This is a genomic window from Streptococcus sp. V940 (assembly GCF_054353495.1).
Genome location: NZ_JBTHHZ010000003.1, coordinates 1 through 17197, shown reverse-complemented (window position 1 = coordinate 17197; position 17197 = coordinate 1). Strand labels below are relative to the sequence as shown.

Sequence of the window (17197 nt, the reverse complement as noted above, 5' to 3'; positions counted from 1 at the left end):
GGAGGAATACATGGCTTACCGTAAACTAGGACGCACTAGCTCACAACGTAAAGCAATGCTTCGCGATTTGACAACTGACCTTTTGATCAACGAATCAATCGTGACAACTGAAGCTCGTGCTAAAGAAATCCGTAAAACTGTTGAAAAAATGATTACTCTAGGTAAACGTGGTGATTTGCATGCACGTCGTCAAGCTGCTGCTTTCGTACGTAATGAAATCGCATCTGAAAACTATGATGAAGCAACTGATAAGTACACTTCTACTACAGCACTTCAAAAATTGTTCTCAGAAATCGCACCTCGTTACGCAGAACGTAACGGTGGATACACTCGTATCCTTAAAACTGAACCACGTCGTGGTGATGCAGCGCCAATGGCGATCATCGAATTAGTATAAAATCATCAATTTTGTTGAGTGTTATGATGATGGAGCCCTGTGCTCTTAGTCTAGCTCTGGTCTACCGCTAGGACTTTTGTCCTAGCGGGAACACTCATCATAAGATGGTAGGGTAGACGCTTGTTTACGAAATTGTTTTTCTTTTAAGAACAATTTCGTAAGCAGGCGTTTTTTAGTTTTTTTGAAGTAAATGTGCTATACTGAGAAAAAAGAAAAATATAGATATGGTTATTTTTCTATGATTTCAAAGATGGAGGACCAATATGAAAGCTATTATAACTGTTGTTGGAAAAGATAAGGGTGGTATTGTTGCAGGTGTTGCGACTAAGATTGCTGAATTAGGATTAAATATTGATGATATTTCACAAACTGTCTTGGATGAGTTCTTTACCATGATGGCTGTAGTATCCAGTGATGAAAAACATGATTTTACTCAACTAAGAAATGAGTTTGAAACCTTTGGCCAGACCTTGAATGTCAAAATCAATATTCAGAGCGCGGCTATTTTCGATGCTATGTACAATATCTAGGAGGTGCTTATGGATATTAGACAAGTTACCGAAACTATTGCAATGATTGAAGAGCAGAATTTTGATATTCGTACCATTACCATGGGAATTTCTCTTCTTGATTGTATTGATCCAGATATTGATAGGGCTGCAGATAAAATATATGAAAAAGTTACGACTAAGGCGGCGAATTTAGTGGCTGTCGGTGATGAAATTGCTGCTGAGTTAGGTATACCTATTGTCAATAAACGTGTATCAGTAACACCGATTTCTCTAATTGGTGCTACTACAGATGCAAGGGACTATGTACCATTAGCCAAAGCTTTAGATAGAGCAGCAAAAGAAATTGGTGTTGATTTTATTGGTGGCTTTTCTGCTTTAGTTCAAAAAGGCTACCAAAAAGGGGATGAAATACTCATCAACTCGATTCCACGTGCTTTAGCTGAAACTGATAAAGTTTGCTCTTCAGTAAATATTGGTTCAACCAAGTCAGGAATTAACATGACTGCTGTAGCTGATATGGGTCGAATTATCAAGGAGACAGCTGAGCTTTCAGATATGGGGGCTGCAAAACTTGTCGTTTTTGCCAATGCAGTTGAGGACAATCCTTTTATGGCCGGAGCCTTTCATGGTGTTGGTGAAGCTGATGTTATTATAAATGTCGGTGTGTCAGGGCCTGGTGTTGTCAAACGTGCTTTAGAAAAAGTTCGTGGGCAAAGCTTTGATGTAGTTGCTGAAACTGTTAAAAAGACAGCCTTCAAGATTACTCGGATTGGTCAATTAGTTGGCCAGATGGCTAGTGAAAGACTAGGTGTTGATTTTGGGATTGTTGATTTGAGTTTAGCACCTACTCCTGCAGTTGGGGATTCTGTAGCTCGGGTTCTGGAAGAAATGGGACTGGAAACAGTTGGGACTCATGGGACGACTGCCGCTTTAGCTCTTTTAAATGACCAAGTAAAAAAAGGCGGAGTAATGGCTTGCAACCAAGTCGGTGGTCTGTCAGGTGCTTTCATCCCAGTTTCAGAAGATGAGGGTATGATAGCAGCAGTGCAAAATGGTTCCCTAAATCTTGAGAAATTAGAAGCCATGACTGCTATCTGTTCAGTTGGATTGGATATGATTGCTATCCCTGAATATACTCCGGCAGAAACGATTGCGGCTATGATTGCGGATGAGGCAGCAATTGGTGTTATTAATATGAAAACCACCGCTGTCCGTATCATTCCAAAGGGTAAAGAAGGCGATATGATTGAGTTTGGTGGCTTGCTAGGAACTGCCCCAGTTATGAAAGTCAATGGAGCTTCTTCGGCTGATTTCATTGCTCGTGGAGGACAGATTCCAGCTCCAATTCATAGTTTTAAAAATTAATAAAAAAATAAAATGATTTAAGTTCAATTTAAGGATAGGTGTGTATACTCTAATCATTAAATAAAGACCTCCTAACTTTATTTAATAGAAATCCTAAACTTTTTCATAATAATCTCCTACAAAAGTCGCTCGTAAGAGTGGCTTTTGTTTTGTATTCTCTAATAAAACTAGTAAAATTTCATTGATTCTGGTCAAATTTTTTAAGAATGGCTACTTTTTTCGAAGTCAAACCAGCCTAAAACCTTGCCATAATTGGCTTTTTGAAAAATTATGGTATAATAGTAGTAGTTTTATTAGATGGAGTAGAATTTTTGAGAAAAAGCTTTCGTGTAAAAAAAGAGAAAGATTTCGACGCCATATTTAAAAAGGGAGCAAGTGTAGCTAATCGAAAATTTGTTATTTATCGATTAGAAAACAATGAAACACATTTTCGAGTAGGTTTATCAGTCAGTAAAAAATTAGGAAATGCTGTGACAAGAAACCAAATCAAGAGAAGAATCCGGCATGTTCTCATTCAAAATAGTAATCAAATTGTTGATAATGTCGATTTTGTTGTAATTGCTCGAAAAGGCGTTGAACTATTAGAATATGCAGAAATTGAAAAAAACTTACTTCATGTTTTGAGATTAGCAAAGATTTACCAGGAAGGAAATAAGAGTGAAGAAGAAATTACAATTGACTAGTTTGTTAGGTTTGTCCTTGTTGGTAATGACTGCTTGTGCAACTAGTGAAGTGTCTGCAGATTCTGCAGACTTTTGGAGTAAACTTGTTTATTTTTTTGCTGAAACTATTCGATTTTTGTCATTTGATGTCAGCATTGGTTTAGGGATTATTCTGTTCACAGTCTTGATTAGAACAATACTGTTACCAGTCTTTCAAACACAAATGGTGGCTTCCAGAAAAATGCAAGAGGCGCAACCTCTTATCAAAGAATTGCGCGAACGTTATCCAGGCCGCGACATGGAAAGTCGTACTAAGCTAGATCAGGAAACACGTAAATTATTTAAAGAATTAGGCATTAAGCAATCCGCATCCTTCTGGCCGCTTTTGATTCAAATGCCAATTCTATTGGCTCTTTTCCAAGCTTTATCAAACGTAGATTTTTTGAAGACAGGCCACTTCTTATGGTTCAATCTAGGTGGAGCTGATACCACTTTCGTACTACCTATTTTGGCTGCCCTATTTACCTTCCTCAGTAGCTGGCTTTCAAATAAAGCTTTGCCTGAGAAAAATGGTGCAATGACAGGTATGATGTATGGGATGCCTGTTATAATCTTCTTTTTTGCAATATCTGCTCCAAGTGGTGTCGCTCTTTACTGGGCGGTTTCAAATGCTTATCAAGTATTGCAAACTTACCTTTTGAACAACCCCTTCAAAATCATTGCAGAGCGTGAAGCTGATGTGCAAGTTAAGAAGGATTTAGAAGTTAAGAAAAGAAAAGCTCTAAAGAAAGCACAGAAAAAGAAAAAGTAAGGAGAAATCTGATAATGGTATTATTTACAGGTTCAACAGTAGAAGAAGCAATCCAAAAGGGATTGAATGAATTAAATATTCCGAGAATGAAAGCTCATATCAAAGTTGTTTCGAGAGAGAAAAAGGGATTTTTTGGACTTTTTGGTACAAAACCAGCTCAAGTTGATATCGAAGCAATCAGTGAAACAACTGTTGTAAAAGCGAATCAGCAGGCAATCAAGGGAGTTCCAAAAGAAATTAATGATCAAAATGATCCAGTTAAAACAGTCAGTGAAGCAACAGTTGATTTGGGACATGTAGTTGCAGCTATCAAGAAAATTGAAGAAGAAGGCCAAGAAATTTCTGAAGAAGTCAAGGCTGAAATTCTTAAGAATGATAAAGAAGCCAGCACGATTTTAGAAGAAACAGGCCATATTGAAGTTTTAAAAGAATTGCAACCTGAAGAAATTCAAGATGAAGTTGAGCCTGAAAAAGGCAGCGACTTAGAAAATCTTGGTTTGAAAGTCGAGCCAACATACGACACCGAAAAGGTTGTTGAAGAAGTAACCAATTATGTTCAAGCAATCATCGATGATATGGATGTTGAGGGAACTATTTCTAGCACTTCTAACCGTCGCTCTATCAACATGCAAATTGATACAAATGAGCCAGGCCGTATCATTGGTTACCATGGTAAGGTTTTGAAATCCCTTCAACTTTTGGCACAAAATTACCTCTACAATCGTTATTCAAAAACTTTCTACATTACTATCAACGTGAATGATTATGTTGAACATCGTGCAGAAGTGTTACAAAGTTATGCTCAAAAATTAGCTACACGTGTCTTAGAAGAAGGCCGTAGTCAGATGACAGATCCAATGTCAAGCAGCGAGCGTAAAATTATCCATCGTATCATCTCACGAATGGAAGGTGTTACTAGCTACTCTGAAGGTGACGAACCAAATCGTTACGTTGTAGTTGACACAGAATAAAAAATGAAAAATCAGGGAAAGCCTGATTTTTTTCTAACTGAAGAAGGAGTAAAATGAAAGAAATCAAGGACTATCTTGCTTATCAAGGGGAACAGTACCGGAATCCTGAAAAAGCAGGAACTGAAAAGGATAAAATGCTAGACCTGCGTCAAAAAGGGCAGGAAGCGCGAAAGGCATTTACTCACCTAGCGGAATGTTTTCAAGCTAGGCATTCCGATTGGAATTTACACCCAACCAGTCAATGGATGAATCAAGCGCAGAGATTACGACCACATTTCTGGGTTTATTTACAGAGAGAGGGGCATGTAACAGAGCCCATGATGGCTCTTCGTTTGTATGGAAATCAGAATAATTGGGGAATCTCTATAGAAGTCAGCTTTGTAGAGAGAAAGAAAGATGAGGCTACCTTGTCAAAACAGGCTAAAATATTGGATATCCCAGTGGTTGATAGAATCTATTATTGGGTTCAGGAAAACGATGAAAGCTATAGAGTACAAGCTACTGAGGAGAAAAGGCAACTTTTAAGACAACAATTATCCAATCAGGAGATTCGTAAGGTTTTAGTAAAAGTTGATATTCCAGTAGCCGATGAAGATACTATAGATAAGCTTCTAGATAAACTTGATAGAGGTTTTGAAAAACTATCACCTTACTATCAAGTGACTAGAGATTAGTATAATCGGCTGAGTCATTTTATAGTAAATTGTTTTATTGCTATTCTATCTGTTTTTTCATATAATAGTAGAATAGGATATGTGATAAACTTATCACCTTAAATAGAAAGGAAATTCTATGTCAAATCTATCTGTTAATGCTATTCGTTTCTTGGGTATTGACGCTATTAATAAAGCTAATTCAGGTCACCCAGGGGTGGTAATGGGTGCAGCACCGATGGCTTACAGCCTTTTCACTAAAGAACTTCGTATCAATCCAGCTCAACCAAACTGGATCAACCGCGACCGTTTTATTCTTTCAGCGGGTCACGGATCAATGCTTCTCTATGCCCTTCTTCACCTTTCTGGATTTGAAGATGTGAGTATGGATGAAGTGAAGAGTTTCCGTCAATGGGGATCTAAAACTCCAGGTCACCCAGAATTTGGTCATACAGCAGGGGTTGATGCAACAACAGGTCCTCTAGGACAAGGGATTGCGACTGCGACAGGTTTTGCACAAGCAGAACGTTTCCTTGCAGCCAAGTATAACCGCGAAGGTTATAACATCTTTGATCACTACACATATGTTATCTGTGGAGATGGTGACTTGATGGAAGGTGTATCAAGTGAAGCTGCTTCTTATGCAGGTTTGCAGAAACTTGACAAATTGGTTGTTCTCTATGATTCAAATGATATCAACTTGGACGGTGAGACAAAAGATTCATTCACAGAGAGTGTTCGCGATCGTTATAATGCTTATGGTTGGCATACAGCCTTGGTTGAAGACGGGACAGACTTAGAAGCTATTCAAGCAGCTATTGAAGAAGCTAAGGCTTCTGGCAAACCATCTTTGATTGAAGTGAAAACTGTTATTGGTTATGGTTCGCCAAACAAACAAGGAACTAATGCCGTACACGGTGCTCCTCTAGGTGCAGACGAAACTGCTGCAACTCGTCAAGCCCTTGGTTGGGACTACGAACCATTTGAAATCCCAGCAGAAGTTTATGCTGATTTCAAAGAAAATGTTGCGGACCGAGGTGCATCAGCATATGAAGCATGGACAAAACTAGTTGCAGATTATAAAGAAGCTTACCCAGAGCTTGCTGCAGAAGTGGAAGCAATCATCGACGGACGCGATCCAGTTGAATTGACTCCAGAAGACTTCCCAGCTTTAGAAAACGGCTTCTCTCAAGCAACTCGTAACTCAAGTCAGGATGCTTTAAATGTAGTGGCTGCTAAATTGCCAACCTTCCTTGGTGGATCAGCTGACCTTGCTCATTCAAATATGACTTACATCAAAACTGATGGACTTCAGGACGATGCAAATCGCTTGAACCGTAATATCCAATTTGGTGTTCGTGAATTTGCAATGGGTACAGTTTTGAACGGAATGGCTCTTCATGGTGGACTTCGAGTTTATGGTGGAACTTTCTTCGTCTTCTCAGATTACCTTAAAGCAGCAGTTCGTTTATCAGCTCTACAAGGTCTTCCTGTGACCTATGTCTTCACCCACGATTCAATCGCAGTTGGTGAAGATGGACCAACTCATGAACCAATTGAGCACTTGGCAGGACTTCGTGCGATTCCAAACCTTAATGTTTTCCGTCCAGCAGATGCGCGTGAAACTCAAGCAGCTTGGTACCTTGCAGTGAAGAGTGAGAAAACACCAACTGCCCTCGTCTTGACTCGTCAAAACTTGACTGTTGAGGAAGGAACAGACTTTGATAAGGTTGCGAAAGGTGCTTATGTTGTCTATGAAAATGCTACAGACTTTGACACGATTTTGATTGCAACAGGTTCAGAGGTTAATCTAGCAGTTGCAGCTGCTAAAGAATTGGCAAGTCAAGGTGGAAAAGTTCGCGTAGTCAGCATGCCATCTACGGATGTCTTTGATGCGCAAGATGCCGCATACAAAGAAGAAATCCTACCAAATGCAGTTCGTCGCCGTGTGGCGGTTGAAATGGGAGCGACTCAAAACTGGTACAAATACGTTGGTCTTGATGGAGCAGTTCTCGGTATTGATACCTTTGGAGCATCTGCCCCAGCTTCAAAAGTGTTGGCAGAGTATGGATTTACAGTTGAAAACTTAGTAGAACTTGTAAACAACTTGAAATAAGAAAAATCAGAGCTTTGCTCTGGTTTTTTATTGGCCTAAAACTAAGGTGCAATCTTGTAAAAAATAGTGAAATTTGATATAGTAGTTTTATCTGAATTACAAAGGAGAAAATACAATGAATGCAAATTTAACATTTGTGATTATGCTTGTAGGAATGTTTGCCTTGATGTTCTTTATGCAACGTTCTCAAAAGAAACAAGCTGAAAAACGCATGGAGAGTCTAAATAAACTTCAAAAAGGCTATGAAGTCATTACCATCGGTGGTTTATACGGTACAGTTGATGAAGTTGATACCGAAAACAGAACGATCGTACTTGATGTAGACGGAGTTTACTTGACTTTTGAACTTGGAGCTATCAAATCTGTCTTGCCACTTAAAGAGGCTGTTACATCAGAAGGTACAGTTGTCGATGGTGAAAGCGCGATTGAAGAATAAAACGGGGTGGATCTCATACCCCTTTTTCTATGAAGATGGGGAACAATAATGAAGAAAGTTGTTTTTGTATGTCTTGGTAATATTTGCCGTAGTCCTATGGCAGAATTTGTTATGAAATCTTTAACCGATGATTATGAGATTGAAAGTAGAGCAACTTCTTCTTGGGAACATGGAAATCCAATTCACAAAGGAACTCAGAAAATTTTTAAAGCTCACGAGATTCCTTATGATTCATCAAAAACATCACAGCAAATTTCTAAGGATGATTTTGAATATTTTGATTATGTCATTGGGATGGACGAGTCCAATCTTCTAGATTTGACTCGAATGTGTCCACAAGACCAACAACACAAGCTAGAGGCATTTGCTTCTGAGGGTGTTCCTGATCCATGGTATACAGGTGATTTTGATGAAACTTACGATCGAGTTTTAACTGGTTGCCAAGCTTGGCTAACACGTTTAGAAAATGAGGCAAAAAATGGATAATTTAAAGAAATTCTATGATAAGTACAGTGTCTATATAACGCGTCCTCGTTTGGAAATTGCAACAGTAGTAGTCATAGCTCTTTGTGCTATATTTGTATTTGTAGGGAATATGCCTAAGCAAGGAGTTTTGAAACTGGATGGCGATTCACTTGTATATGATGGAAGTATTGTACGTGGAAAGATGAATGGCAAAGGCACAATGACCTTCTCAAATGGCGACACTTATACTGGTGAATTTAAAAATGGAGCATTTAACGGTAAAGGGACCTACCAAGCTAAAGAGGGCTGGGTTTATGAAGGTGACTTTGTTAATGGCCAAGCTGAAGGAAAAGGAAAACTGACTACAGAGCAAGAAGTTGTCTATGAAGGTGACTTTAAACAAGGGCTCTTCCAACAAGCACAATAACCTCCTCTTAGAGGGGGTAATATACCGCACTCAAAGAAAGCGCTTACATGGAAGTTGAGACGCCTTTCAATACCTTTTTACAATGAAGTTTGTGAAAAATAAAAGTTTTATGGGATTATTCACAAAGTATAAGCTAAAAAGTTTATGGGTAGGGCTGTGTAAAATTATTTTCACAAGCGAATAAAAAAAGTTTGTGAAATTTCTATGAAACTGTTTACAAATCTTGAAAAAAGAGTTATAATAAGATTGTGAAAAAATTAACAAAGGACTTACAATCCTTGAAAGCTATGGAGGAAAATATGGCTGATAAAAAAACTGTAACACCAGAGGAAAAGAAACTCGCTGCTGAAAAGCATGTCGATGGTTTGGTGCAAAAAGCTTTAGTTGCCCTTGAAGAAATGCATAAACTTGACCAAGATCAAGTCGATTATATTGTAGCAAAAGCTTCAGTTGCAGCTCTTGATGCCCACGGAGAATTGGCTCTACATGCCTTTGAAGAAACAGGACGTGGAGTATTTGAAGATAAAGCGACTAAAAACTTGTTTGCCTGTGAGCACGTGGTAAATAACATGCGCCACACTAAAACAGTTGGTGTTATTGAAGAAGACGATGTGACAGGATTGACTCTTATCGCTGAACCGGTTGGTGTTGTTTGTGGTATCACTCCAACAACAAACCCTACTTCAACAGCAATCTTTAAAGCTTTGATTTCATTGAAGACTCGTAATCCTATTGTCTTTGCGTTCCACCCGTCAGCTCAAGAATCATCAGCTCACGCTGCTCAAATCGTGCGTGATGCAGCGATTAAAGCAGGAGCTCCTGAAAACTGTGTTCAGTGGATTACTGAACCATCTATGGAAGCAACTAGCGCATTGATGAACCACGAAGGTATTGCAACAATCCTTGCAACAGGTGGGAATGCCATGGTTAAAGCTGCATACTCATGTGGTAAACCAGCTCTTGGGGTAGGTGCCGGAAACGTTCCAGCTTATGTTGAAAAATCAGCTAATATTCGCCAAGCTGCACACGATATCGTAATGTCTAAATCATTTGACAACGGTATGGTCTGTGCATCTGAACAAGCGGTTATTATTGATAAAGAAATTTATGATGAATTTGTAGCAGAGTTCAAATCTTACCACACTTACTTTGTAAACAAAAAAGAAAAAGCTCTTCTTGAAGAGTTCTGCTTCGGAGTGAAAGCAAACAGCAAAAACTGTGCTGGTGCAAAATTGAACGCTGACATCGTTGGGAAACCCGCAACTTGGATTGCAGAACAAGCAGGATTTACAGTTCCAGAAGGAACAAACATTCTTGCTGCAGAATGTAAAGAAGTTGGTGAAAACGAGCCATTGACTCGTGAAAAATTATCACCAGTTATCGCAGTTTTGAAATCTGAAAGCCGCGAAGACGGTATTGCAAAAGCTCGTCAAATGGTTGAATTTAACGGTCTTGGACACTCAGCTGCCATCCATACTGCTGATGAAGAACTGACTAAAGAATTTGGTAAAGCTGTTAAAGCTATTCGTGTTATCTGTAACTCACCTTCTACTTTCGGTGGTATCGGGGATGTTTATAATGCTTTCTTGCCATCATTGACACTCGGATGTGGTTCTTACGGACGTAACTCAGTTGGGGATAACGTTAGCGCCATTAACCTCTTGAATATCAAAAAAGTCGGAAGACGGAGAAATAACATGCAATGGATGAAACTTCCTTCAAAAACATACTTTGAACGTGATTCAATTCAATACCTTCAAAAATGTCGTGACGTTGAGCGTGTCATGATCGTTACTGACCACGCTATGGTAGAGCTTGGCTTCCTTGATCGTATCATCGAGCAACTTGACCTTCGTCGCAATAAGGTTGTTTACCAAATCTTTGCAGATGTAGAGCCAGATCCAGATATCACTACAGTTGAACGTGGTACTGAGATTATGCGTTCCTTCAAACCAGATACAATCATTGCTCTTGGTGGTGGATCACCAATGGACGCTGCTAAAGTAATGTGGCTCTTCTATGAGCAACCAGAAGTGGACTTCCGTGACCTTGTACAAAAATTCATGGATATCCGTAAACGTGCCTTCAAATTCCCATTGCTTGGGAAGAAGACTAAATTCATCGCTATCCCAACTACATCTGGTACAGGATCTGAAGTAACTCCATTTGCCGTTATCTCTGATAAAGCAAACAACCGTAAATACCCAATCGCTGACTACTCATTGACACCAACTGTGGCAATCGTAGACCCTGCCTTGGTATTGACAGTTCCTGGATTTGTTGCGGCGGATACTGGTATGGACGTATTGACTCACGCAACTGAAGCTTACGTATCACAAATGGCTAGCGACTACACTGACGGTCTTGCTCTTCAAGCGATCAAACTCGTATTTGAAAACCTTGAAAGCTCAGTTAAGAATGCAGACTTCCACTCACGTGAGAAAATGCATAATGCTTCAACTATTGCTGGTATGGCCTTTGCGAATGCCTTCTTAGGTATTTCTCACTCAATGGCTCACAAGATTGGTGCACAATTCCACACAGTTCACGGACGTACAAATGCAATCTTGCTTCCATACGTTATCCGTTACAATGGTACACGCCCAGCTAAGACAGCTACATGGCCTAAGTACAACTACTACCGTGCAGATGAGAAATATCAAGATATCGCTCGTATGCTTGGACTTCCAGCTTCTACTCCAGAAGAAGGAGTTGCATCTTTTGCTAAAGCTGTTTACGAACTCGGTGAGCGCGTAGGTATCGAAATGAACTTCAAAGCACAAGGTGTTGACGAGAAAGAATGGAAAGAACATTCACGTGAATTGGCCTTCCTTGCTTATGAAGATCAATGTTCACCTGCAAACCCACGTCTTCCAATGGTTGATCATATGCAAGAAATCATCGAAGATGCTTACTATGGTTACAAAGAAAGACCAGGACGTCTTAAATAATTGATTATCAGTCAGAGGCAGGAGTAATCCTGTCTCTTTTTATAGTTTTTCAAAATAGAAGAGGTTAAAAGTTTAACAAAAAAGTTTAGTAAATAACTGTAAAGATGTATGTTGATAGACTTTTGATAAAGGGAATCTATATAAAATTGTGTATCTAGAAAGTAGAAAACTAAAGTGAAAATCAACGTCAGCGCTTGCAATAAAACTAAAATAGTTATATAATAGGTTTGTTGAAAGGTGATTTGTAGTGATTCAAGTTACTCTTTTCACAATAAAATTTTCATGATTTTCATAAGGAGGAAATCACTAATGGTAGTTAAAGTTGGTATTAACGGTTTCGGTCGTATCGGTCGTCTTGCTTTCCGTCGTATCCAAAACGTAGAAGGTGTTGAAGTTACTCGCATCAACGACCTTACAGATCCAGTTATGCTTGCACACTTGTTGAAATATGACACAACTCAAGGTCGTTTCGACGGTACTGTGGAAGTTAAAGAAGGTGGATTCGAAGTTAACGGTAAATTCGTTAAAGTTTCTGCTGAACGTGATCCAGAACAAATCGACTGGGCTAACGATGGTGTAGAAATCGTTCTTGAAGCAACTGGTTTCTTTGCTAAGAAAGAAGCTGCTGAAAAACACTTGCATGCAGGTGGCGCTAAGAAAGTTGTTATCACTGCTCCTGGTGGAAACGATGTTAAAACAGTTGTATTTAACACTAACCACGACGTTCTTGATGGTACTGAAACAGTTATCTCAGGTGCTTCATGTACTACAAACTGCTTGGCTCCAATGGCTAAAGCTCTTCAAGATAACTTCGGTGTTGTAGAAGGATTGATGACTACTATCCACGCTTACACTGGTGACCAAATGATCCTTGACGGACCACACCGTGGTGGTGACCTTCGTCGTGCTCGCGCTGGTGCTGCAAACATCGTTCCTAACTCAACTGGTGCTGCTAAAGCTATCGGTCTTGTAATTCCAGAATTGAATGGTAAACTTGACGGATCTGCACAACGCGTTCCAACTCCAACTGGATCAGTTACTGAATTGGTAGCTGTTCTTGAAAAGAACGTTACTGTTGATGAAGTTAACGCAGCTATGAAAGCAGCTTCAAACGAATCATACGGTTACACAGAAGATCCAATCGTATCTTCAGATATCGTAGGTATGTCATACGGTTCATTGTTTGACGCAACTCAAACTAAAGTTCTTGACGTTGATGGTAAACAATTGGTTAAAGTTGTTTCATGGTATGACAACGAAATGTCTTACACTGCACAACTTGTTCGTACTCTTGAATACTTCGCAAAAATTGCTAAATAATTTCTGAGTCGAAAAAGCAAGACCAATCGGTCTTGCTTTTTGTATCTATAAAATGGATGATTTTATCATCCATTTTGTTTTAATTCTCTTTCAAATGTATCTGAGAGTGCGGTAAAGCTTAATTTATTTAAAGTCAGAGGGTGGATAAAGGATAGTTTAAATGCGTGAAGCATCAGTCTCTTGTTTTTTGAGTGTGGGTTGTAGAGAGGGTCTCCGAGGATTGGATGTCCGTGGTGAGATAGGTGGACTCGAATCTGATGAGTACGTCCTGTTTTTAATCTACACCGAACGAGACTGGTTTTGTTTTGAAATTGTTTTAACCGAGTTACGTGAGTTTCAGCGTATTGACCGTTTTTTTGATCCACAATTCTTTTTCTACGATCGTGACGATTGCGACCGATTTTATCTCGGAAGATCAAGTCCTTAGCCGCTAATCTTCCATCAACCAGAGCCCAGTATTCTCGGGAAATCTCTTTCTTTTCTAATAAGCGATTAAGGATAGGAAGGATGAATGGATTCTTCGCAAACAGTACGAGACCGCTTGTTTCCATATCCAAGCGATGAACAACATAGCAGGTTTGGCCGACATAGGCGCTGACATGATTGAGAAGAGCTATCTCGTCTGGCTGATTTCCATGTGTCTTCATACCCTCAGGTTTATTGACGATAATTAAATGTTGGTCTTGATAGACTTTTTCGACAAGTTTGGGATTTCCCCATAGAATTTTTTTTGTAGGATAATCTTCCTCGTCGAAAATCAATTGGCACTCATCTCCAGCCTTGACCGTTTGATGCCAGTGGACTTCTTCTTGATTAATGAGGATGTGTTTCTTGATTCTCAAAAAATGCCTTATTTTTCTAGGTATTAACAATTGTTCTTCTAGAAAATGTTTGACAGTCATTTCGGGTAGAGAGTTGGGGATCGTAAAGGTAAACTTCATACTGATATTGTAACAAAAATCAATTTATTTGGACAGGGGAACTAGCAAAATTCTTGTCTTCCTATGGGGAAGATGATAAAATATACGCATGAAATTAGATACCTTATTTGAAAAATTTCTTTCTTTATTTAAAAAAGAAGAATCTGAAATTGAAAAAACAGAAATGAATGGAACTGAACAAGAAGAAAGTGTGTCGAGCAATTTACGGCGTTCAAGAGCAGGGCGAAAGAAAGCGGGGGCAATTGGCCCTGTTCGAAAATTTTGGCGTCGCTATCATCTGACAAAAATCTTTTTGATTCTTGGGCTTAGTGCCAGCTTATTTGTTGGGGTCTATTTGTTTGCTCTAGCAAAATCGACAAATGTTACCGACTTACAAAACGCTTTAAAAACTCGCACTCTGATTTTTGACAGAGAGGAAAAAGAAGCAGGCGCCTTGTCAGGTCAAAAAGGCACCTATGTCGAACTTTCGGACATCAGTGAAGACTTACAAAATGCCGTCATTGCTACAGAAGATAGAAGTTTCTATAAGAACGATGGTATTAACTATGCTCGTTTTTTCCTAGCGATAGTGACGGCTGGACGCTTAGGTGGTGGTTCTACAATTACTCAGCAGTTGGCGAAAAATGCCTATCTTTCTCAAGATCAGACTGTACAGAGAAAGGCGAAAGAATTCTTTTTAGCTTTGGAGCTAACAAAAAAATATAGTAAGAAAGAAATTCTGACTATGTACTTGAACAATGCCTACTTCGGAAATGGAGTTTGGGGTGTTGAAGATGCAAGTAAAAAATACTTCGGGGTCTCAGCTTCTCAACTGACACTTGATGAAGCTGCAACTTTAGCCGGAATGCTCAAAGGACCAGAATTGTATAACCCTTTGAATTCTATTGAAGATTCTACTAATCGTAGAGACACCGTTCTCCAAAACATGGTCGCTGCTGGCTATATTGATAAAGACAAAGAAGCGGAAGCTTCGGGTGTTGATATGGCCTCTCAACTGCAAGATGCTTATGAAGGTAAAGTTTCAGACTACCGATATCCATCCTATTTTGATGCTGTTGTTAATGAAGCAATTGAAAAGTATAATTTAACTGAAGAAGAAATTGTGAACAACGGCTATCGTATATATACGGAATTAGATCAGAATTACCAGGCTAATATGCAGGTCATTTATGAAAACACAGCTCTCTTTCCAACCGCAGAAGATGGAACTCATGCTGAGTCGGGCAGTGTTGCTCTAGAGCCAAAAACAGGAGGAGTTCGAGGAGTTGTTGGTCGTGTAGCAGGAGATGATAAAGCTGGTTTCCGAAATTTCAACTATGCAACTCAATCAAAAAGAAGCCCAGGTTCAACTATTAAGCCCTTAGTTGTCTATACCCCAGCAGTCGAAGCTGGTTGGCCTCTAAATAAAGAGTTGGACAATCATACTATGGAGTATGGTGATTACAAGGTAGATAACTACGCAGGAATTAAAACATCTCCAGAAGTTCCAATGTACCAAGCTTTAGCTGAATCCCTAAACCTCCCTGCAGTAGCCACGGTTAAGGAACTTGGTATTGACAAGGCTTTTGAATCAGGCGAAAGATTCGGGCTTAACTTAACCAATGTAGATCGTGTGTTAGGTGTTGCACTGGGCGGTGGTGTGGAAACTAGTCCACTGCAAATGGCGCAAGCTTATGCAGCATTTGCGAACGAAGGTTTGATGCCTGAAGCACATTTCATTACACGTATTGAAAATGCAAGTGGTCAAGTCATTGCTACGCATAAGAATTCTCAAAAACGAGTGATAGATAAATCCGTAGCGGATAAAATGACTAGCATGATGCTAGGGACATTCACAAACGGTACAGGGATAAGTTCATCACCAGATGGTTATGTTATGGCCGGGAAAACAGGTACAACAGAAGCAGCCTTCAACCCGGTGTATACGAGTGACCAGTGGGTTATCGGCTATACGCCAGATGTAGTCATTAGTCACTGGCTTGGTTTCCCGACAACCGATGAAAATCATTATCTAGCAGGTTCGACATCAAATGGCGCCGCTCATATTTTTAGAAGTATGGCAGAAACAATTCTTCCTTATACACCAGGAAGTACATTTACAGTTGAAAATGCCTATAAAATAAATGGGATTGCTCCTGAAAATGTTCCGAATCAGTCAGCTAACAATGGTGGAGGGCAGTCAAATGACTCTATAAGTGACATTCAAAGTCGAGCCCAGAACCTTATTGATGAAGCAGAAAAAGCTATTTCAGATGCAAAAATTAAAGAAAAGGCAAAAACCGTCTGGGATACAATTGTAGATTTGTTCCAATAATTTTTTTATGAGACAAGAGCATAACTCTTGTCTCTTTTTATATCCTAAAAAGTCTAAAAAGATATCCCAACGAAATATCAAACATTCAAAAAAATAAAATCAGGCAAGATAAATAACAAAATAGAAGAAATGTCATAATTCGTCTCTACCTTTGCTATACTAATGGCAGAAAAGGAGAACGACTATGTTAGACATGAATTACCACGAAGTAAAAGCTATTGTACATAAGTGTAGAAAAGAATACTACCTTCATTTATGGGAAAAAGAAGATTGGGATCAAGAGGGAATGATTTGCCTACATGAATTACTAGAAAATCACCCTGATTTTAAGGAAAATAAAAATAAGGAATTTTATACCTACTTCAAAACAAAGTTTCGAAATCGAATTTTGGATGCAGTCAGGAAACAAGAAAGTTACAAAAGAAGATTGGATCGACAAGCTTATGAAGAAGTGAGCGAGATTAGCCATCGATTAGGCGAAGGGGGGTTGTTGATAGATGAGTCTTACGCATTACAAGAAGTGCTTAAAGAGTATCGAGCAGGATTAGGAAAAGAAAAATTGGAGTTATTTGAACGATTGTTAGCTGATGAGCGATTCAAAGGAAGAAAAGCAATGTTGAAAGAACTAAAACATGTGCTAAGAGATTTTTCTCCAAAAAGATAAAAAAACAAATCCAATATCTTGACAAGATTCTAAAAGTAGGTATAATAGAAAGAGTTAAAAAGCTCAGGTCCGTTGGTCAAGGGGTTAAGACACCGCCTTTTCACGGCGGTAACACGGGTTCGAATCCCGTACGGACTATGAGTGTATCGCGGTTGATGGAAATAGGATTTAAAAAAAGTTAAAAAAACCTGT

16 protein-coding genes and 1 tRNA gene are annotated in these 17197 nt (G+C 39.2%); 16 read left to right on the top strand and 1 reads right to left on the bottom strand.

Annotated features, from left to right (window positions below):
* Positions 1-10: 10 nt before the first annotated feature.
* The 13 genes from rplQ to gap all read left to right on the top strand — a co-directional run bounded on the left by rplQ (position 11) and on the right by gap (position 13086).
* Positions 11-397, top strand: a complete 387-nt coding sequence (gene rplQ, locus ACXYSM_RS07735) for a 50S ribosomal protein L17 (RefSeq protein WP_000331493.1) — start codon at positions 11-13, stop codon at positions 395-397.
* 263 nt (positions 398-660) lie between these two features.
* Positions 661-927 (top strand): ACT domain-containing protein, encoded by a 267-nt coding sequence (locus ACXYSM_RS07730; RefSeq protein ID WP_281137978.1) that lies wholly within the window; start codon positions 661-663, stop codon positions 925-927.
* A gap of 9 nt (positions 928-936) precedes the next feature.
* Entirely contained in the window at positions 937-2274 is a 1338-nt protein-coding gene (locus tag ACXYSM_RS07725) for a PFL family protein (protein WP_458634945.1), read from the top strand.
* A 311-nt stretch (positions 2275-2585) separates the two neighbouring features.
* Positions 2586-2957 (top strand): ribonuclease P protein component, encoded by a 372-nt coding sequence (gene rnpA, locus ACXYSM_RS07720; RefSeq protein ID WP_178895568.1) that lies wholly within the window; start codon positions 2586-2588, stop codon positions 2955-2957.
* Positions 2932-3747, top strand: a complete 816-nt coding sequence (locus tag ACXYSM_RS07715; protein WP_458634944.1) for a YidC/Oxa1 family membrane protein insertase — start codon at positions 2932-2934, stop codon at positions 3745-3747. Before rnpA ends, ACXYSM_RS07715 begins: the two co-directional genes overlap by 26 nt.
* 14 nt (positions 3748-3761) lie before the next feature.
* Positions 3762-4718, top strand: coding sequence for an RNA-binding cell elongation regulator Jag/EloR (gene jag, locus ACXYSM_RS07710; protein ID WP_070677854.1), 957 nt, complete (start codon positions 3762-3764; stop codon positions 4716-4718).
* 53 nt (positions 4719-4771) lie between these two features.
* Positions 4772-5392 (top strand): ribonuclease P, encoded by a 621-nt coding sequence (locus ACXYSM_RS07705; RefSeq protein ID WP_458634943.1) that lies wholly within the window; start codon positions 4772-4774, stop codon positions 5390-5392.
* A gap of 118 nt (positions 5393-5510) precedes the next feature.
* On the top strand, positions 5511-7487 hold the full coding sequence (gene tkt, locus ACXYSM_RS07700) for a transketolase (protein ID WP_458634942.1): 1977 nt from the start codon (positions 5511-5513) through the stop codon (positions 7485-7487).
* Positions 7488-7602: 115 nt separating this feature from the next.
* Positions 7603-7923: a preprotein translocase subunit YajC gene (yajC, locus tag ACXYSM_RS07695; RefSeq protein WP_004251136.1), complete on the top strand. Its 321-nt coding sequence runs from the start codon at positions 7603-7605 to the stop codon at positions 7921-7923.
* 48 nt (positions 7924-7971) lie between these two features.
* Entirely contained in the window at positions 7972-8409 is a 438-nt protein-coding gene (locus tag ACXYSM_RS07690) for a low molecular weight protein-tyrosine-phosphatase (RefSeq protein ID WP_006153398.1), read from the top strand.
* A complete protein-coding gene (locus ACXYSM_RS07685) occupies positions 8402-8815 on the top strand; it encodes an MORN repeat-containing protein (protein WP_024056349.1) in 414 nt (137 codons plus the stop codon). The genes ACXYSM_RS07690 and ACXYSM_RS07685 overlap by 8 nt, the downstream gene beginning before the upstream one ends.
* Positions 8816-9114: 299 nt before the next feature.
* Positions 9115-11766: a bifunctional acetaldehyde-CoA/alcohol dehydrogenase gene (adhE, locus tag ACXYSM_RS07680; protein WP_458634941.1), complete on the top strand. Its 2652-nt coding sequence runs from the start codon at positions 9115-9117 to the stop codon at positions 11764-11766.
* A 309-nt stretch (positions 11767-12075) separates the two neighbouring features.
* Positions 12076-13086, top strand: coding sequence for a type I glyceraldehyde-3-phosphate dehydrogenase (gene gap / locus ACXYSM_RS07675; protein WP_004251141.1), 1011 nt, complete (start codon positions 12076-12078; stop codon positions 13084-13086).
* A gap of 65 nt (positions 13087-13151) precedes the next feature.
* Here the strand turns inward: gap and ACXYSM_RS07670 are convergent, their stop codons facing one another.
* Complete coding sequence (locus ACXYSM_RS07670; RefSeq protein WP_458634940.1) at positions 13152-14027, bottom strand: RluA family pseudouridine synthase; 876 nt, start codon at positions 14025-14027, stop codon at positions 13152-13154.
* 88 nt (positions 14028-14115) lie between these two features.
* Between ACXYSM_RS07670 and pbp2a the strand changes: the two genes are divergently transcribed.
* The 3 genes from pbp2a to ACXYSM_RS07655 all read left to right on the top strand — a co-directional run bounded on the left by pbp2a (position 14116) and on the right by ACXYSM_RS07655 (position 17143).
* A complete protein-coding gene (gene pbp2a / locus ACXYSM_RS07665; RefSeq protein ID WP_458634939.1) occupies positions 14116-16341 on the top strand; it encodes a penicillin-binding protein PBP2A in 2226 nt (741 codons plus the stop codon).
* Positions 16342-16525: 184 nt separating this feature from the next.
* On the top strand, positions 16526-17005 hold the full coding sequence (locus tag ACXYSM_RS07660; protein WP_036756170.1) for a sigma factor: 480 nt from the start codon (positions 16526-16528) through the stop codon (positions 17003-17005).
* Positions 17006-17071: 66 nt separating this feature from the next.
* A tRNA-Glu gene (locus tag ACXYSM_RS07655) sits at positions 17072-17143 on the top strand.
* Positions 17144-17197 lie beyond the last annotated feature (54 nt).